This is a genomic window from Pseudoalteromonas sp. CnMc7-15 (genome assembly GCF_022347925.1).
In the GTDB taxonomy this organism is placed as follows: Bacteria; Pseudomonadota; Gammaproteobacteria; order Enterobacterales; family Alteromonadaceae; genus Pseudoalteromonas; species Pseudoalteromonas ruthenica.
Genome location: NZ_JAKRFT010000009.1, coordinates 28,735 through 45,319 on the forward strand (window position 1 = coordinate 28,735; position 16,585 = coordinate 45,319).

The following is a 16,585-nucleotide window of genomic DNA, read 5'->3' on the forward strand; positions in this document are numbered from 1 at the left end:
GCGCATTATGCGCGGCTTTTTATTGTCTCGACTTTATTCACAAAGCGCTGAAAAAGCAGCTGTGAATCTGCCAAGCCAATATTGACCTGCAGTTGATTGCTCAGCAAACAGTGCAAATGATCAACACTGCGTATAGCCTGCTGGTGTTGTTGCCATCGTCCTTGTTGTAGCTCAAAGTGAGTAAAGCTGTCATTGCGCAACAACCACCGTTGCTCAGCGGTAATACGAGACACCACCAGGTTATTGACGAACGCCGCCTTATCATGCCGGTGGCTATAAAAGTGAGCGACTTCACAATCCTGTTCGTAAAATCTCGCCAAAGAAACCTGATATAAGCACACTTGCTCGGGAGCAACCTGCCATACTAAATATTCACCATCTCGCGCCTCTACACGATACTGCCGCCCAAAGGCCGACTGTATAGCAGTGTTATCGAGCTCTATTGCTACAGCCGGCGTCAATACGCCAAAGCCGACATCAACTAGAAAGGTTTTTTGCTGCCACCGTAATACGGTTAAGCGATGGGAACGGGGGTTGTCATTGCGACCATTAACCATGACCCTTGCAATCACTGGACGAACGTCATAACCCAAGAGCTGTAGCAATGTGTACATCAGCTTATTGTGCTCGAAGCAGTAGCCTCCTTGGCGCTTGATAACCACTCTTTCGGTTAAATCATCAGGCGCTAAACTCAGCGTTCGACCGAGTAGCGAATTGATACTGCTAAAGGCAAATTGCTGCAAATGAGAGCGGATCAACTGGTTAACTTGCGCGAATGAATTCTCGTAGTTGCGAACACTTAGCGCCTGTAGATATTGGTTCATAGGGGTCATGCTTAAGTTCCTTTACTATCAGTGTGATAGCAAAACTGTAAAACCTGAACCTAGCTTAAGGTCAAGCGCTTAATACACTAATTCAGATAATTCTTGTGGCGTGAGCCAATATTTCGGATCCAGCGTGGGTGTACTATCGGGAAGGAGCGGATTATCCAAGCGAATAAACTCGCGATCAGAGAAGTTAAGCATACGCAACGCATTAATATGGTGTGGATTATTGAGAATCATAGCTTTTAGCTCGCCGCTTTGCAGCATGGCCACCAGACCATACTCTAAGCGCTGCGCTAATGAGGCATCTTCATGACGCACAAAAAAATAGCTTGCGGCGGGGTAATGAAGCACCCATTTGGAGTCTATAGTCAGCGCATAGGCCGCTAACCCTTCCCCCTCAGCGCCAATTTCAAGGACGCCCCGAGGAAAATAATCAAACTTATCTTCGGCCAGTAATTTATACATACTTTGATGCCAACTTACGCCACGCACTTTAAAACCATTACTACTCATAATTTCCGTATCCGGCCAATCATGGCCTTGCAACGCAAGTAGTTGCTGTAGTTGTGCTTTGCTAGTTAATGTGGCAAAGCGATGGCGATCTCGCTGCTTAATAACAAAGACGCGATAGCCAATGAGCCCCATAGTAAGTGGTACACGAATAGGTCGGGCTTCAAGCTCACGGGCACGGGACGTCATCGACCATAATACGTCAATATCGGCGCGCGCCAATGCGCGAAATTGCCTTCCTTGCAACATAGGTGTATCTATTGCTTGCGTAGAAATTGCACCAAACTTGGCCTCTGACAAACTCAGTGCACGTTTGAGAACTTGGATATGAAAACTGTTATCACTGGTCGCATCGCCAAAAAAGGGCTCGATATATCGCACCGCCTTGGCACTGGCGCTGCCACAGAGCAAAAATAGGATTAATAAAATAGGTACTGCACTTTTCATCTACACGACACAGCTGTGATTGATAAACTCAGTTTAGAAGTACCATGGCATAATGCCAAGTTAAGCGATATCTGAGGCTATGTCGTCTCGACGCTTTGTGTTCAGGTTAACCACTGTAACTTGCCAGTATCGACAAGTTTGGCAACATAACGCTGCTCTAAGTCCCAAGGGTGCCGCTTCCAACCCTGAAAACCAAACCCGGTGATAGTAACGCGGTGGCCTTGCTGTAAGAAGTGGTCAATCGCTAAGGTACCAGAGCTCGGACAAACTGGCTTATATTGCGGTTTACCATAAGTATGCAAACGCTTTAGTAACTGCTTGCGAGTCTCTTTACTAACACGCCAACCAGACTGGCTTGATGCAAATTTAGCCAGCAGTGCCGCACCATGATCATACTTTCCTTGACGACGGATCAGTCGAAATAGTGATTGCACAACAGGCTGTGCAGGCGGGTCAGTGATCACCACATTTTGTAATCGCTCAGGGTCTACAGCGATAGGCTGTTGCAACAGTTTTGCAGCCTGACGTCCGCGTCCAGTTAACCATAAGTCAGTGCACTTGCTACCCAAATTTACGGGCATTCCGGCACAAAAGTTAAAACGTACTACGCGCTCAAATGCATCGACCTGCGCAGCTAAATTGTCTTTGATTGGCGCATTGCCAAGGATTAATACGTCTTGTAGTGAGGTGCTCATTGAGGCCCCTTTTTCGAGCTGGGCTAGAGAAAGCTAGGTAAGTGAACCCATTATGACACCAAGGTTTAAGGTCGCCAACAACAAAAAGCCCCAGCATATGCCGGGGCTTTTCAGTCGTCTAATCAAACTTAATAAAATTAAGCTTTCTTAGGACGCTCAACAACGTCTACCAAAGTCCAAGACTTAGTCTTAGAGATAGGCGCACATTCACGAATAGTAACTGTATCGCCTGTTTGAGCAGTGTTGTTCTCGTCATGCACGTGCAACTTGGTTGTACGCTTCATGAATTTACCGTATACCGGGTGCTTCACGTAACGTGCCACAGCAACAGTGAAAGACTTGTCCATCTTGTCGCTAATTACACGGCCTTGTAGAGTACGGATCTTCTCGCTCATTATGCACCTGCCTTCTGGTTGATAACCGTTTTAACACGCGCGATATCGCGACGTACTTTACGTAGCATATGAGATTGAGCTAGCTGACCAGTGCTTGCTTGCATGCGCAGGTTGAACTGCTCACGAAGAAGCTCGATAAGTTCAGCGTTAAGCTCTTCTACGCTTTTGTCTTTAAGTTCGCTAGCTTTCATTACATCACCGTCCGAGTTACAAAAGTGGTTTTGAAAGGTAATTTACGAGCAGCTAGGTTAAATGCTTCGCGAGCAAGCTCTTCTGAAACACCTTCCATCTCGTAAAGTACTTTACCAGGCTGAATTTCAGCAACCCAGTATTCAACAGAACCTTTACCTTTACCCATACGAACTTCAAGCGGCTTTTCAGTGATTGGCTTGTCTGGGAATACACGGATCCAGATTTTACCTTGACGCTTGATGTGACGTGTCATAGCTCGACGAGCTGCTTCGATTTGACGTGCAGTCATACGACCACGGCCAGTGGCTTTAAGACCGAAAGTACCGAAGCTTACTTTGTTACCGTTTTGTGCAAGACCACGGTTGCGGCCTTTGTGCACCTTACGGAATTTTGTACGTTTTGGCTGTAACATTACTCGCTACTCCTACTTAGCACTTTTCTTGGCTTTCTTCGGTCCGCGTTTAGCAGGCTTCTCTTGCTCAGCGTTTAGTGGAAGACCACCAATTACTTCGCCTTTGAAGATCCATACTTTAACACCGATGATGCCGTAAGTGGTTGAAGCTTCAGAAGTTGCGTAATCGATATCAGCACGTAGAGTGTGTAGAGGTACACGACCTTCACGGTACCACTCAGCACGTGCGATTTCTGCGCCGCCTAGACGACCGCTTACTTCAACTTTGATACCTTTTGCACCTAAGCGCATTGCATTTTGTACCGAACGCTTCATTGCGCGACGGAACATAACACGACGCTCTAGCTGTGAGGCAATGCCGTCAGCAACTAGTTGTGCATCAAGTTCTGGTTTACGTACTTCCGCAATATTGATTTGCGCAGGTACACCAGCGATTTTAGTTACAGCTTGACGTAGCTTTTCAACGTCTTCGCCTTTTTTACCGATAACAACACCAGGACGAGCTGTGTGAATTGTTACACGGATTGATTTAGCTGGACGCTCGATAACGATTTTAGCCACAGAAGCGTTCTTAAGTTCCTTAGTAAGGAAAGAACGTACTTTGTGATCGCCAAAAAGCTGTTCAGAGAAATCTTTTGTATTCGCGTACCAGGTAGAAACCCAAGGTTTAGAGATACCTAGGCGAATACCAGTAGGATGAACTTTTTGTCCCATTACTTATATCTCCTAGCTATCCGAAACCACAACAGTGATGTGGCTTGTACGCTTAAGGATGCGGTCTGCACGTCCTTTAGCACGAGGCATAATGCGTTTCATTGTAGGACCTTCGTCTACAAATACTTTCGCTACTACAAGCTCATCAATGTCAGCACCTTCGTTGTGCTCCGCGTTCGCGATAGCAGACTCAAGTACTTTTTTAACTAACACAGCCGCTTTTTTAGGGCTGTACGCCAGGATTTCTAGCGCGCGATCGACCGGTAGTCCACGGATCTGATCAGCAACTAGACGTGCTTTTTGCGCCGAACCAGAGGCGAATTTGTGTTTAGCTAATGCTTCCATCTTCAACCCCTTAACGTTTCTTCGCTTTCTTATCAGCAGCATGGCCGCGATAAGTACGTGTAGGTGCAAACTCACCTAGTTTGTGACCGATCATTTCGTCTGTGACAAACACAGGAACGTGCTGACGACCATTATGGACAGCGATGGTCAATCCGATCATGTTAGGTATGATCATTGAACGACGGCTCCAAGTTTTAATTGGCTTCTTGTCACCGCTTTCCAACGCTTTCTCTACCTTCTTCAGCAAGTGCAGGTCAATAAAAGGACCTTTCTTGAGAGAACGTGGCATGGCTATTCCTCAACTATTATTTAGTACGACGACGTACGATGAACTTATCAGTACGCTTGTTCTTACGGGTCTTGTAACCTTTAGTAGGCGTGCCCCATGGAGATACAGGGTGACGACCACCAGAAGTACGACCTTCACCACCACCGTGTGGGTGATCTACCGGGTTCATGGCAACACCACGAACGGTCGGACGAACACCGCGCCAGCGGTTAGCACCAGCTTTACCTAGTGAACGTAGCATGTGCTCTGCATTACCTACTTCACCTAGTGTAGCGCGACAGTCTGACTCAACTTTACGAACTTCGCCTGAACGAAGACGTAGAGTCACGTATTGACCTTCACGTGCTAGGATTTGTACGTATGCACCTGCTGAACGTGCCATCTGGGCACCTTTACCAGGCTTAAGCTCTACGTTGTGTACAGTCGAACCAACCGGCATATTGCGCATAGGCAATGTATTACCAACCTTGATTGGTGCATCTACACCAGATTGGATTGAATCACCGGCCTTAAGACCTTTTGGAGCGATGATGTAACGACGCTCACCGTCTGCATAACAAACCAACGCGATGTTCGCGCTACGGTTTGGATCATACTCTAGACGCTCTACTTTAGCTGGGATGCCATCTTTAGTGCGTTTAAAGTCAATTACACGATAGTGATGCTTGTGACCACCACCGATATGACGAACCGTGATACGACCTTTGTTGTTACGACCACCAGATTTAGAGTTTTTCTCTAGAAGCGGAGCGTATGGCTTACCCTTATGTAGATCAGGGTTTACCACTTTAACGACGTGACGACGACCCGCAGAAGTTGGTTTACACTTTTGAAGTGCCATAATTCTAACTCCCCTTATTACTCGGCGCCGCCGACAAAGTCTAGCTCGCTACCTTCTTTAAGAGTAACGTAGGCTTTCTTCCAGTCGCTGCGGCGGCCGAAACGCATACCAGTACGCTTTGATTTACCCTTAACATTCAGTGTGCGAACACCAGTTACTTCTACTTCGAAAAGCTTCTCTACAGCTGCTTTAACTTCAGCTTTAGTTGCATCTTTTGCTACTTTGAAAACAATGGTGTTGTTTTCTTCAGCAGATACAGTGCTCTTCTCAGAGATGTGTGGAGCAAGGATTACTTTTAAAAGACGTTCTTCACGGATCATGCTAGCGCCTCCTCAAGTTGCTTAACAGCACCCTTAGTAATAAGAACCTTATCGAATGCGATTAGGCTTACAGGGTCAATGCCAGCTACATCACGGACGTCAACCTTATAAAGGTTACGTGCAGCAAGGAATAGATTTTCTTCTACTTCCTCAGTCACGATAAGCACGTCTTTAAGCTCAAGCTCTTTAAGCTTAGCTACAAGCTCTTTTGTCTTAGGAGCTTCAACAGCGAAGTTCTCAACGACAACTAAACGCTCTTGACGAACAAGCTCAGACAAGATGCTCTTAATCGCACCGCGATACATCTTACGGTTAACTTTTTGGCTGTGATCTTGCGGCTTAGCTGCAAAAGTCACACCACCGCTGCGCCAGATTGGGCTGCGGATTGTACCAGCACGAGCACGGCCAGTACCTTTTTGACGCCATGGCTTCTTACCGCCACCGCTTACTTCAGAACGTGTCTTCTGAGCTTTAGTACCTTGACGAGCACCTGCTGCATAAGCAACAACTACTTGGTGTACTAAGGCTTCGTTAAACTCACGTCCAAAAGTAGCTTCGGAAACTTCAAGAGCGCCTGACGCGTCTTTAATTGCTAATTCCATCACTAAATCTCCAGGACTTATGCTTTAACAGCAGGTTTAACGATAACGTCACCGCCGATAGCGCCAGGTACTGCACCTTTAACTAGAAGCAGATTACGCTCAGCGTCAACACGTACTAGCTCAAGGTTCTGAGTTGTGGATTGCACATTACCCATTTGACCAGCCATTTTCTTACCTTTAAACACCTTACCAGGTGATTGGTTTTGACCGATTGAACCAGGAGCACGGTGAGAAATTGAGTTACCGTGAGTCGCGTCTTGCATGGAGAAGTTCCAGCGCTTAACACCACCTTGGAAACCTTTACCTTTTGAAGTACCAGTAACGTCTACTTTTTTCACTTCGTTGAATACATCAACAGTGATTTCGCTACCTACTTCAAAGTCGCCTTCACCGCCATTAAGACGGAATTCCCACAGACCGCGACCCGCTTCAACACCAGCTTTAGCGAAGTGACCCGCTGCTGGTTTGTTTACACGGCTAGCTTTTTTCTCGCCTGCGGTTACTTGAAGCGCGTTATAACCGTCTGTTTCGTCAGATTTAATCTGCGTAACACGGTTAGGAGTCGCTTCGATAACTGTCACAGGGATAGATACGCCATCTTCAGTGAAGATGCGAGTCATACCCACTTTACGACCGACTAGACCTAATGCCATTTTCCTAAAACCTCTCTAATCTTCCGATTAACCCAGGCTGATTTGAACATCAACACCAGCAGCAAGGTCTAGGCGCATAAGTGCGTCTACAGTCTTGTCAGTTGGCTCTACGATGTCGATCAGACGTTTGTGGGTGCGGATCTCGTACTGATCACGCGCGTCTTTGTTAACGTGCGGAGAGATCAATACAGTGAAACGTTCTTTGCGTGTAGGAAGTGGGATTGGACCACGTACCTGAGCACCTGTGCGTTTCGCAGTTTCCACAATTTCCGCCGTTGATTGGTCAATCAAACGGTGGTCAAAAGCTTTTAGGCGAATGCGAATGCGTTGATTTGACATTCTAAAACCTCAATTAAAAGAGCATTTAAAAAGAGCATAAAAAAACCGCCGAAGCATCCCTAATATTTTAAGGAGTCGGTTGTTCTCTTATATCTACGTTGAGTTCCAAATCGGAACTCCTGTTTATTGCTTGAAATCCAAGCCTATATTTAACTTCCTTCTACCTAGGCGAGCCTATGGCAAAGAAAGTCTGCGTATTATAGAGAGATTGGCGATAAATGCAACAACTATTTGCATAATAAAAGAAGTACGTTAGACAAGAAGAAGTACGCCTACAGAGCAAGGGTGCTGCTGCTATGCAAACGCCCTCTTCATGTCCTTCGTAACGAGGTAATTAGTCCCAGGGATACGACTTATTACCTAGCCTGATGCTTGATGTAAGCGCCATTGTTCGTATTATCCGTTTTGGGAACTGACAACAAGCTTAAAGCCAGGTTATTTTATAATCAACGCATTAGTAACCCCTTATTAGAAAAGCTAACGTGAAGATTTCTAATATGAATAGCCTTCAGCTTCTTGCCCAAAAATGGTCAGTCCAGTGATAACTTGGTATCCTATCGCACTATTTTGTGTTTTCTTATCCATTGCCAATGGTGGCAAAGTGATAAAGTGCTTTAGTGAGTGACCCATTCCATGAAAGTGTTAAGCCGTGGTATAGATTTCTTAGCGCGCATCCTCAACGCCTTGAGCGTGAACTCTAAGGTGCTCCCCAAGGAGCCTGTGACAGAGTACGAGCTTGATGTGAACGTACCGACCTTTTATATTGGTCGACTCAATTCGCGCACCGATATCGCCGCCTTAGCCAAGGTATGTCGACGCCTAAACCTCCCAGATCCAACCAAAGAACAATTGTTGGCTTCAAAGTCGTTACCACGCTTTATTGGTATCCAAAACCCGCCGCCATTGTTCGGCTCAACGAGTAAACCCAGTGACGCCACCGAACAAGGCAAGCGTATTTTCGCTGCGTTAGAGCAAGCTCCGGAGCAGAAAATTCAAATAATACCGGTGACCATTTTATGGGGTCGTAATCCAGGAAAAGAAAAGCCTGGTTTAGGAACGTTAATTTCTCACTCGCTCACTCCGAGCTGGTTTCGCAAAATATTTGTGGTGCTTTTTTCCGGGCGCGACAACTTTATTCGCTTTAGCCAACCGCTGGATTTAACCCAACTAGTGCATGAAAAAGGGGATAAAGACGAGCTACCTCACAAACTTATTCGCGTGGCGCGGGTGCACTTTCGCCGTCAAAAGTTAGCCGCCACCGGGCCTAAACTCCCCTCGAGAGAACAGCTTTTTAACTCACTGTTGGCCTCACCGACGATCAAAAAGGCCATTGCTGATGAAGCCAAAGCGAAGGGCTTAAGTCATGAAGAAGCACGACAAAACGCCTTACGTTTACTCGATGAAGTCGCAGCCAATTATTCTGACGCCATGGTTCGTGTTGCCGATAGAATCTTAACTTGGCTTTGGAACAAGCTGTATAACGGTATTGATGTACGTTACGCCGAACAAGTGCGTGAGCTCACCGACAAAGGCCACGAAGTCATTTATGTCCCCTGTCATCGCAGCCATATGGATTATCTACTGCTCACGTATGTAATTTATCACCAAGGCTTAGTACCGCCGCATATTGCCGCCGGCATTAATCTGGATTTTTTCCCTGCAGGGCCGATATTCCGTCGCAGTGGTGCGTTCTTTATTCGTCGCTCGTTTAGCGGTAATAAACTCTACTCAGCGGTATTCAAAGAGTACCTCAGTCAACTCTTTATTAAAGGCTACTCGGTAAAGTTTTATACCGAGGGTGGACGCAGCCGTACTGGCCGTTTACTTCCCCCAAAAACCGGAATGCTGGCAATGACATTGCAAGCGATGCTAAGGGGGATTGACCGCCCAATTTCTATTGTACCGGTGTACATTGGTTACGAGCACGTCATGGAAATTAACACCTACCTAAAAGAATTGGCGGGTAATAATAAAAAGAACGAATCGGTCTTTGGGGTGTTTAAAGCCATCAAGAACCTGAAGAACTATGGCCGTGGTAATGTGAATTTTGGCGCCCCCATTAACGTTAATCAATTCCTTAATGAGCAACAGCCTGATTGGCGCGACGCCATTCACCCTACCGATGTACAAAAACCAGCATGGCTAGGCTCTCAGGTAAGCAAGCTAGCCGATGAAATTATGGTCAATATTAATAGTGCTGCCGCCATCAACTCGGTCAACCTATTAGCTACCATTTTACTGACTAACGACCAGTTTGCGCTCAGTAAAGTGCAGCTAATTGAGCAAATGAACTTTTATCTGCGCATGCTCAGCGATGCGCCATTAAGCGAACAAATAACCTTACCCGAACAAAACGCCGAGCAATTACTGGAACATGCACTGACACTCAACAAGTTTGATGTGCTTAAAGACCAATTCGGCGACATCATTGCCATAACCGAAAAAGAGCGCACCTTATTTAATTACTACCGTAACAATGTGCTGCACTTATTTGCTGTGCCTAGCGTTATTGCACAACAACTGTTTAACAACCATCGAATTACCCGCAGTGAATGCAAAGCCCAAGTTAAACGTCTATACCCGCTGTTTGCCAAAGAATGGTTCTTACTGGAGCTAAAAGATGAGTATATCGACAATATTCTTAGTAGCTTTGTTGACCAAGGGCTGATCCGCGAACAGGGCGACCAGCTTGAAGTACTTAAAGACGGAGACAACCCAGCAACGCTTGAAATGCTGGGTAAAGTGGTACACCACACCTTGATGCGCTACGCCTTAGTCATTGGCTTACTCAGTGAAGACAAAAGCTTAAGTCCAGCAGAACTGGAAAAAGAAAGCACCGCCGTGGCGCAACGTTTAGGCACTTTGCATGGCATTAAGAGCCCCGAGTTCTTTGACAAAAAAGTGCTTTCCAGCTTTATTGCCAACCTAAGCGAGCAACAATTAATCAGCAAACAAGATGACAATAAACTAATACACAGTGATGCCCTGCTTATTCTCAATGAGGATTTACATCAGCTGTTACCCGCACGGATTTGGCAATCGATTAGTGATACGGTGGCAGCAACACGCTAACGAAGAGTCAGGTGCAAGCCTGACTGACAGCCTCGCTTGAATTAATACTTGTAGGTCAGGCTGTGCCACCAAGAACGGCGTTACTAGGGTAAGGCAGGAGCAGTTACCTAGTAGCCTGCCCTGAGTTTGTTATCTGTGGGTCAGGTTTTAACCTGACAAATCAATCGATTTTATTTAGGTTTATCACATTAGCCAACCGTTGTAGGTCAGGCTTTAGCCTGACAACTCAGTGACACAGTTTAGATCTTGTCGGGCCGCCGACAACGGGTTAGAGGAAATGCGCGCCCATTCCCTCTAACAACTCCTAAGGCGCCCGTGATTCGCCAATGCTTACGAACTCAGGTTTTTGTTAAACGCTCCGCTTAGCTTTCAACATGGTTTAACTCGTCGTCCTAACTCGATAAACCTAACTTCGCATCCATGCTCAGTTGTTTTAAGCACACTGCACAACAAAAGCTGAAATCGAAAGCGCGAATCATAACGGGATTAGGTGATACCTTTAGTTCAGGCTTTGCCACCTAGGACGGCGTTACTAGGGTAACGCAGGAGCTATTACCTAGTAGCCTGCCCGTCATCTCTGAATTAGTTATCTGTGGGTCAGGTTTTAACCTGACAACTCAGTGAAATAGTTTAGATACTGTTGGCGACCTGACAATCTCGAGATTAACTTACACAGTTATCAGGCTAAAGCCTGACCTACAACTAATCACACCCTATGTGGACGTGCCCTGCCCTATAAAGAATAACTGCAATCATAGACATCGCAGTATCAAAAGGTGCCAGCGTAGTGCTACACCTACAATAATCTAAATCGCCACTTAGACAAATAACGCCCTAAAGCTGCTGATTGTACATATAGCACTTAATCCGCCGGGAAATAGCCCTGCTACCAACGCAACTAGATATAAAAGATAGCTCTAGGTTTAATATTTCTTAGGGTATAGTACTGACATACCCCCCTACTTATATATGAAAGGACTTCGCCACCTATGAAAAAGTTAGCATTTTTACTGTTATTTTTCCCATTGACATCTACCGCCAGTGACTATAGCTGTGAACAGGAATTTAATTGGCTAAAGAAAACTTTTGAGAACAACGATGCGGGCTTTCAGTATGCGCTATCTCAAAAAGGCGAAAGAAACTACCTCGAACATAATAAAGCATCTCTTAAGGCTATAAAAAATGCTGACGACATAAGTGACTGCCACCAAAAGCTTCAACAATGGTTGTTATTCTTCCGTGAAGGCCATATAGGGCTCAGCCTCAATGTAAAAAAAGAGAATAACGCTTCTGTGCATAACTTTAATAAAACAGAGTTCCAACAGCATTTAAATAATAAAAGTAAAGAGGGTATAGAGGGCATATGGCGCTTGCCGAGCTATACAGTTGGACTAAAAAAAGAAGGCAGTGATTATAATGGCTATGTGATTGAGTCGACAAATCCAAAGTGGCAACCAGGCCAACTGAAACTCATCCTCAATGAGGAGAATGATGGTACTTATAAAGCCACCTATTATATGGCTGACCATTCTATACGCCATGTAGATTCAGTAGACTTTATAGATCAAAACCATCTTAGCTTGGGAAATAATTGGCTGACCTTATCAAGACAGAACCCCAAAGAAGAGAGCAAAGCTGAAGTTCTTCAATATGTTCAACTTATGGAGTCTAAAACACCATTGGTTAAACAATTAAGTAAGGAAACAGCCTTACTTAGAATTCCATCATTTTCATATACCGATAAAAAACACATTGATACCGTCATTCGAGACAACCTAGAAACCATTCTAAGTACCGAAAATCTTATCATAGATATACGCGGCAACGGCGGTGGTAGTGATATCAGTTATGAAGAAATATTGCCTATCATCTACACCAACCCTATACGCAATGTAGGAGTTGAGTTCTTATCAACACCGCTGAATAATTCAAGAATGCTAAAGTTTATCGACGATGAGAATTTCAGTGACGACGATAAAAAATGGGCCAAAGAGGGTTACAAGACGCTGCAACAACGCTTAGGTCAATTTGTTAATTTGGATGCACAATCAGTTAGCGTAAAGAAATTAGAAAACGTTAATCCTTTACCAAAGAAGGTGGGTATTTTAATCGATGAGAGTAATGGCAGCACAGCAGAGCAGTTTTTACTTGCCGCAAAACAAAGCTATAAAGTGAAGCTATTAGGCGCTCCAACGCGTGGTGTTTTGGATATCTCTAATATGCACCAAGTCGATTCCCCAAGTAAGAATCTAACGCTGCACTACAGCCTTAGTAAAAGCCTGCGAATCCCAGAAATGACAATTGACGGTAAAGGCATTCAACCTGATTTCTATCTTGATTCAAGTATTCCCGCTTACCAATGGGTTTCTTACACGCGTGGTATGTTAGAAGAGATGTGATCTTTCGCGCTTTCGATCTCAGCTTTTGTATTGGAGTGTAAAGTTGATAACGAGGCAGAACGCCGAGCTAAATTGTCCAGTACATGGATGTGCGGTTAAATCGAATCAACGGCTAAACGGAGCGATTAACAAAAACCTGAATTTGCAAGAAAGAGTAAATGAGAAATCGGTGAACCCGAGGGGAAATCTATCATCCCCCCTTTTTGGTGCCGTTGTTGAAGCGGTCAGAAACTCCCTTTTAGTGAGTTAAATCAATAGCCTCTTTCAGGGTCAAACCCTTAGCTAGCCACTTTGACGTTTGCTCCGCACTAAACCCAGCTCGATGCCAACTAATAATAGTATCTGTCGAATTAATCCCTAATTGCACCCAATCTTTTACATCTAATGGTGTAAAACCGTTTCTTCTAAACTCCTTAGCTTCATATGCTTGAATACCGATACCTGACCAAGCATTTCTTTCCTGGCTGGGAATTCCACTCCAGGGAGAAGTACTTGCACAACCAGTAGCAAATAAAACTCCAGTTATAGTTGCAACTGCTGCTAGCTTTTTCATTTAAATTTTCCTTTTAAAACTATCTTATCAACCAATATAAAAATAATTTAATGTTCACCCTTGCCAAGGAAGTTATCCATAACCTCGACTTTCCCACTAAATTAATAACTCTTTATAAACAGCACTAAGTTATCAGGCATTTGAATTACAAGCAATTAAAGTGGAAATTAGACAAACAAGTCAACCACGTTGAAAGCTAAAAGGAACGATTAACAAAAACCTGAGTTCGCAAGCTTTTGCGAATTACGGGCGCCTAGGAGCTGTTAGAGGAAATGAGCGCGCATTTCCTCTAACCCGAGGTCGGCGGTCCGACAATAATTTACTTTGAAGACCTGAGTTAGACGAGTGCAAGCAATTCCTCCATGAAGCTGTGTTCCAGTCGACACCCATGCCTCCACCTCCTCGCGCTGCGAAGCGGTGCTTCGGTCACTCGTCGCCCACCGCGACAGGCTCTAACCATTATTACATGGTTTTCATGCTGCTAGGTAACTGCTCCTGCGTTACCCGAGTACCGCCGTCCTTGGCGCGAAGGCCGACCTATGGGTAACCTGTTCAAATAGATTGTCAGGCTAAAGCCTGACCTACAACGAGTGCCTCCGACAAGAGGCCATCAATGTCAGGTTGAAACCTGACCTACAGCCGCGCCGTGGGCTTTGAAGCGATTTTTAACGCTGTGCTGATGAGCGCAGCAGTTTGATGCCTAGCGCTCGCGCATCACCCCTTCTTGAATGGTCGAGGCTACGAGTTCGCCGGCACGGTTAAAGAACTGTCCACGCACAAGGCCGCGTCCGCCGCTGGCACTGGGGCTGTCGACGCTATACAGCATCCACTCATCCATACGGAATGGGCGGTGGAACCACATGGCGTGATCGATGGTCGCCACTTGCATGCTGGGGTGCATAAATGATTTACCGTGGGGCTGGAGCGCCGTAGGTAGAAACTCGAAGTCAGAAGCGTAGGCTAGCAGATAATTGTGAATACGCTGGTCATCTGGCATCTCGCCATTGGCTTTAAACCAAATGTGCTTCACTGGCTCAGAAACTTCTGGCTTAAAGGGGTTTTGGAAGTTCACCGGGCGCATTTCAATGGGCTTTTCACTGATAAATTTATTGCGGATTGGCTCAGGGATCTGATGAGCGTGCTCTTGATAAAATTCAAGTGCTGGGCGCAGCCCCTCAGGTGCTGGCACATCCGGCATAGCGCTTTGGTGTTCAAGGCCTTGAGATTCACCAGAAAATGACGCCGTCATGTAGAAAATGGGCTTACCATACTGAATAGCGCTGACGCGGCGCGTACTTAGACTTCGACCATCGCGAATATTTTCGACATCGTAAACAATGGGGCGAGAGGCATCGCCAGGGCGCAGGAAGTACGAGTGCAATGAGTGAACAACGCGCCCCTCTGGCAAAGTTTCCTTCGCAGCCGACAGCGCTTGGCCCATTACTTGGCCACCAAATACCGCTTTAAAGCCAAGGTCTTGGCTGGCACCACGATAAAGACCGAGTTCGATTTCTTCTAACTTGAGTAAGGAAAGTAATTTATCTAATGCTTGGCTCATTGCGTCCTCATTACCACATTGCAGCTAATACAATGATAATACTATACAATGAACCTGATTACCTAGTTCAGCACAGGATAGAGCATGGCTTACTGGTTATTAAAAACAGAGCCCGACGCGTTTTCGTTGGCAGACTTACAAGCCGCCGAAAACGGCACTACAGTATGGGATGGGGTACGCAATTACCAAGCCCGTAATTTTATCCGCGATGGCATGCAAGTGGGTGACAAGGTCTTTATCTATCACTCTAGTTGCAAGGTGCCCGCGATTGTCGGTATCGGTGAAGTGACACGAGGCCCCTATGCAGACCCCACGCAGTTCGATGCCAGTAGTGATTATTATGACCCTAAGGCCACACCAGAGTCACCACGCTGGTTTAGTGTCGATGTGCAATACCGGCAAAGCTTTCAGCAGCCGATAACCTTAAAAGCAATTAAGGCAGACCCCGCCATCGCAGAGCTGGCTTTAAAAAAGTCAGGGCGTTTATCGGTCATGCCGGTGAGCGAACAAGAATGGCAATACCTGTGCGGCATTGCCAAACCGTAATCCAGCTGAGCCCTTAGTCACCGTCAATAAGATCGCCAAGGCCACCTAAGATAGAGCCTTCACCTTGGCGCGAACCGCCCGCTCTCGGAGCATGCTCTAGCACGCGGTCGGCAAGTCGGGAGAATGGTAAGCTTTGCACCCACACCGTGCCATGGCCTCGCAACGTGGCTAAAAATAGCCCCTCGCCGCCGAAGAACATTGACCTAAGTCCTTTCACGCGCTCAATATCAAAGTCGATATCGCCGCTAAAGCCGACTACACAACCGGTGTCTAAGCGCAGGGTTTCGCCATTTAGACGCTTCTCAACTACCGTACCCCCGGCATGAGCAAAGGCCATACCATCACCTTTGAGGTGCTGTAAGATAAACCCTTCACCACCAAAAAAGCCTGCTCCTAGGCGGCGCTGAAAGGCGATATTCACCTCGGTGCCCATCGCCGCACACAGGAACGAATCCTTTTGCAAGTACACTTGCTCGCCTAATTCGGCCATATTTAAAGGGATGATGGAGCCAGGGAAAGGCGCCGCGAAAGCCACACGTTTTTTGCCCTCTCCTTGGTTGGTAAAATGAGTCATAAACAAGGACTCACCACTGATCATGCGCTTACCCGCACTGAACAGCTTACTCATAAAGCCCTGGTTTACCTGCGAGCCATCGCCCATTTTCGCCTCGTAGCTGATCCCTTCTTCGAGGTAGTTCATGGCGCCCGCTTCGGCGATAACTGTTTCACTGGGATCCAGTTCGACCTCCACCATTTGCATCGATTCGCCGATAATTTCGTAATCAATTTCATGACATTGCATTGCACTTTCTCCTTTGCATTAACCGCTTTAGCATGCCGCAAAATACCGCCTTATGCAGCCATGAAAATGTAAGT

At 46.1% G+C, this 16,585-nt stretch carries 20 protein-coding genes; 3 read left to right on the forward strand and 17 right to left on the reverse strand.

The window, feature by feature from the left end; genetic code table 11:
* Positions 1 to 5: 5 nt before the first annotated feature.
* From MHM95_RS17940 to rpsJ, 14 genes are all read right to left on the reverse strand, one after another.
* Positions 6 to 833: an arylamine N-acetyltransferase gene (locus MHM95_RS17940; protein ID WP_239385933.1), complete on the reverse strand. Its 828-nt coding sequence runs from the start codon at positions 831 to 833 to the stop codon at positions 6 to 8.
* Positions 834 to 902: 69 nt separating this feature from the next.
* Positions 903 to 1,784, reverse strand: coding sequence for a hypothetical protein (locus tag MHM95_RS17945; RefSeq protein ID WP_239385934.1), 882 nt, complete (start codon positions 1,782 to 1,784; stop codon positions 903 to 905).
* A 101-nt stretch (positions 1,785 to 1,885) separates the two neighbouring features.
* A complete protein-coding gene (locus tag MHM95_RS17950) occupies positions 1,886 to 2,479 on the reverse strand; it encodes a hypothetical protein (RefSeq protein WP_239385935.1) in 594 nt (197 codons plus the stop codon).
* A gap of 137 nt (positions 2,480 to 2,616) precedes the next feature.
* A complete protein-coding gene (rpsQ, locus tag MHM95_RS17955) occupies positions 2,617 to 2,874 on the reverse strand; it encodes a 30S ribosomal protein S17 (RefSeq protein ID WP_022944309.1) in 258 nt (85 codons plus the stop codon).
* Complete coding sequence (gene rpmC / locus MHM95_RS17960) at positions 2,874 to 3,065, reverse strand: 50S ribosomal protein L29 (protein WP_022944310.1); 192 nt, start codon at positions 3,063 to 3,065, stop codon at positions 2,874 to 2,876. Before rpmC ends, rpsQ begins: the two co-directional genes overlap by 1 nt.
* The gene (gene rplP, locus MHM95_RS17965) at positions 3,065 to 3,478 is read right to left on the reverse strand and encodes a 50S ribosomal protein L16 (protein WP_022944311.1); all 414 of its coding nucleotides are present in this window, start codon (positions 3,476 to 3,478) and stop codon (positions 3,065 to 3,067) included. The genes rpmC and rplP overlap by 1 nt, the downstream gene beginning before the upstream one ends.
* Positions 3,479 to 3,490: 12 nt before the next feature.
* Entirely contained in the window at positions 3,491 to 4,192 is a 702-nt protein-coding gene (gene rpsC, locus MHM95_RS17970) for a 30S ribosomal protein S3 (RefSeq protein ID WP_022944312.1), read from the reverse strand.
* A gap of 12 nt (positions 4,193 to 4,204) precedes the next feature.
* A complete protein-coding gene (rplV, locus tag MHM95_RS17975; protein ID WP_022944313.1) occupies positions 4,205 to 4,537 on the reverse strand; it encodes a 50S ribosomal protein L22 in 333 nt (110 codons plus the stop codon).
* Positions 4,538 to 4,547: 10 nt separating this feature from the next.
* Positions 4,548 to 4,826: a 30S ribosomal protein S19 gene (gene rpsS / locus MHM95_RS17980; protein WP_010367084.1), complete on the reverse strand. Its 279-nt coding sequence runs from the start codon at positions 4,824 to 4,826 to the stop codon at positions 4,548 to 4,550.
* 16 nt (positions 4,827 to 4,842) lie between these two features.
* Positions 4,843 to 5,667, reverse strand: a complete 825-nt coding sequence (gene rplB / locus MHM95_RS17985) for a 50S ribosomal protein L2 (protein WP_022944314.1) — start codon at positions 5,665 to 5,667, stop codon at positions 4,843 to 4,845.
* A 17-nt stretch (positions 5,668 to 5,684) separates the two neighbouring features.
* A complete protein-coding gene (gene rplW, locus MHM95_RS17990) occupies positions 5,685 to 5,987 on the reverse strand; it encodes a 50S ribosomal protein L23 (protein ID WP_022944315.1) in 303 nt (100 codons plus the stop codon).
* On the reverse strand, positions 5,984 to 6,589 hold the full coding sequence (gene rplD, locus MHM95_RS17995) for a 50S ribosomal protein L4 (RefSeq protein ID WP_022944316.1): 606 nt from the start codon (positions 6,587 to 6,589) through the stop codon (positions 5,984 to 5,986). The genes rplW and rplD overlap by 4 nt, the downstream gene beginning before the upstream one ends.
* A gap of 17 nt (positions 6,590 to 6,606) precedes the next feature.
* A complete protein-coding gene (gene rplC / locus MHM95_RS18000) occupies positions 6,607 to 7,242 on the reverse strand; it encodes a 50S ribosomal protein L3 (protein ID WP_022944317.1) in 636 nt (211 codons plus the stop codon).
* 27 nt (positions 7,243 to 7,269) lie between these two features.
* Entirely contained in the window at positions 7,270 to 7,581 is a 312-nt protein-coding gene (rpsJ, locus tag MHM95_RS18005) for a 30S ribosomal protein S10 (RefSeq protein WP_010376390.1), read from the reverse strand.
* A gap of 633 nt (positions 7,582 to 8,214) precedes the next feature.
* On the opposite strand from rpsJ, the gene plsB reads away from it, so the two are divergent.
* Positions 8,215 to 10,653 (forward strand): glycerol-3-phosphate 1-O-acyltransferase PlsB, encoded by a 2,439-nt coding sequence (gene plsB, locus MHM95_RS18010; protein ID WP_022944319.1) that lies wholly within the window; start codon positions 8,215 to 8,217, stop codon positions 10,651 to 10,653.
* Between the two features lie 989 nt (positions 10,654 to 11,642).
* Positions 11,643 to 13,052 (forward strand): S41 family peptidase, encoded by a 1,410-nt coding sequence (locus MHM95_RS18015; RefSeq protein WP_239385936.1) that lies wholly within the window; start codon positions 11,643 to 11,645, stop codon positions 13,050 to 13,052.
* A 238-nt stretch (positions 13,053 to 13,290) separates the two neighbouring features.
* Here the strand turns inward: MHM95_RS18015 and MHM95_RS18020 are convergent, their stop codons facing one another.
* Positions 13,291 to 13,605 carry a hypothetical protein gene (locus tag MHM95_RS18020; RefSeq protein WP_239385937.1) on the reverse strand — a complete coding sequence of 105 codons (315 nt, stop codon included), beginning with the start codon at positions 13,603 to 13,605 and terminating at the stop codon, positions 13,291 to 13,293.
* Positions 13,606 to 14,305: 700 nt separating this feature from the next.
* Positions 14,306 to 15,163 (reverse strand): acyl-CoA thioesterase II, encoded by an 858-nt coding sequence (gene tesB / locus MHM95_RS18025; RefSeq protein ID WP_022944321.1) that lies wholly within the window; start codon positions 15,161 to 15,163, stop codon positions 14,306 to 14,308.
* Between the two features lie 84 nt (positions 15,164 to 15,247).
* Here tesB and MHM95_RS18030 point away from each other — a divergent pair, with 84 nt between their 5' ends.
* Positions 15,248 to 15,709 (forward strand): EVE domain-containing protein, encoded by a 462-nt coding sequence (locus MHM95_RS18030; protein ID WP_138587569.1) that lies wholly within the window; start codon positions 15,248 to 15,250, stop codon positions 15,707 to 15,709.
* Between the two features lie 13 nt (positions 15,710 to 15,722).
* Here MHM95_RS18030 and MHM95_RS18035 read toward each other — a convergent pair whose 3' ends face one another.
* A complete protein-coding gene (locus tag MHM95_RS18035; protein ID WP_045979791.1) occupies positions 15,723 to 16,511 on the reverse strand; it encodes a TIGR00266 family protein in 789 nt (262 codons plus the stop codon).
* Positions 16,512 to 16,585: the final 74 nt, after the last annotated feature.

What these genes read in the sequence shown, in the direction of transcription:
- MHM95_RS17940 (WP_239385933.1), bottom strand. Translation starts at nt 833, where the DNA reads ATGACCCCTATGAACCAATATCTACAGGCGCTAAGTGTTCGCAACTAC.
- MHM95_RS17945 (WP_239385934.1), bottom strand. Translation starts at nt 1,784, where the DNA reads ATGAAAAGTGCAGTACCTATTTTATTAATCCTATTTTTGCTCTGTGGC.
- MHM95_RS17950 (WP_239385935.1), bottom strand. Translation starts at nt 2,479, where the DNA reads ATGAGCACCTCACTACAAGACGTATTAATCCTTGGCAATGCGCCAATC.
- rpsQ (WP_022944309.1), bottom strand. Translation starts at nt 2,874, where the DNA reads ATGAGCGAGAAGATCCGTACTCTACAAGGCCGTGTAATTAGCGACAAG.
- rpmC (WP_022944310.1), bottom strand. Translation starts at nt 3,065, where the DNA reads ATGAAAGCTAGCGAACTTAAAGACAAAAGCGTAGAAGAGCTTAACGCT.
- rplP (WP_022944311.1), bottom strand. Translation starts at nt 3,478, where the DNA reads ATGTTACAGCCAAAACGTACAAAATTCCGTAAGGTGCACAAAGGCCGC.
- rpsC (WP_022944312.1), bottom strand. Translation starts at nt 4,192, where the DNA reads ATGGGACAAAAAGTTCATCCTACTGGTATTCGCCTAGGTATCTCTAAA.
- rplV (WP_022944313.1), bottom strand. Translation starts at nt 4,537, where the DNA reads ATGGAAGCATTAGCTAAACACAAATTCGCCTCTGGTTCGGCGCAAAAA.
- rpsS (WP_010367084.1), bottom strand. Translation starts at nt 4,826, where the DNA reads ATGCCACGTTCTCTCAAGAAAGGTCCTTTTATTGACCTGCACTTGCTG.
- rplB (WP_022944314.1), bottom strand. Translation starts at nt 5,667, where the DNA reads ATGGCACTTCAAAAGTGTAAACCAACTTCTGCGGGTCGTCGTCACGTC.
- rplW (WP_022944315.1), bottom strand. Translation starts at nt 5,987, where the DNA reads ATGATCCGTGAAGAACGTCTTTTAAAAGTAATCCTTGCTCCACACATC.
- rplD (WP_022944316.1), bottom strand. Translation starts at nt 6,589, where the DNA reads ATGGAATTAGCAATTAAAGACGCGTCAGGCGCTCTTGAAGTTTCCGAA.
- rplC (WP_022944317.1), bottom strand. Translation starts at nt 7,242, where the DNA reads ATGGCATTAGGTCTAGTCGGTCGTAAAGTGGGTATGACTCGCATCTTC.
- rpsJ (WP_010376390.1), bottom strand. Translation starts at nt 7,581, where the DNA reads ATGTCAAATCAACGCATTCGCATTCGCCTAAAAGCTTTTGACCACCGT.
- plsB (WP_022944319.1), top strand. Translation starts at nt 8,215, where the DNA reads ATGAAAGTGTTAAGCCGTGGTATAGATTTCTTAGCGCGCATCCTCAAC.
- MHM95_RS18015 (WP_239385936.1), top strand. Translation starts at nt 11,643, where the DNA reads ATGAAAAAGTTAGCATTTTTACTGTTATTTTTCCCATTGACATCTACC.
- MHM95_RS18020 (WP_239385937.1), bottom strand. Translation starts at nt 13,605, where the DNA reads ATGAAAAAGCTAGCAGCAGTTGCAACTATAACTGGAGTTTTATTTGCT.
- tesB (WP_022944321.1), bottom strand. Translation starts at nt 15,163, where the DNA reads ATGAGCCAAGCATTAGATAAATTACTTTCCTTACTCAAGTTAGAAGAA.
- MHM95_RS18030 (WP_138587569.1), top strand. Translation starts at nt 15,248, where the DNA reads ATGGCTTACTGGTTATTAAAAACAGAGCCCGACGCGTTTTCGTTGGCA.
- MHM95_RS18035 (WP_045979791.1), bottom strand. Translation starts at nt 16,511, where the DNA reads ATGCAATGTCATGAAATTGATTACGAAATTATCGGCGAATCGATGCAA.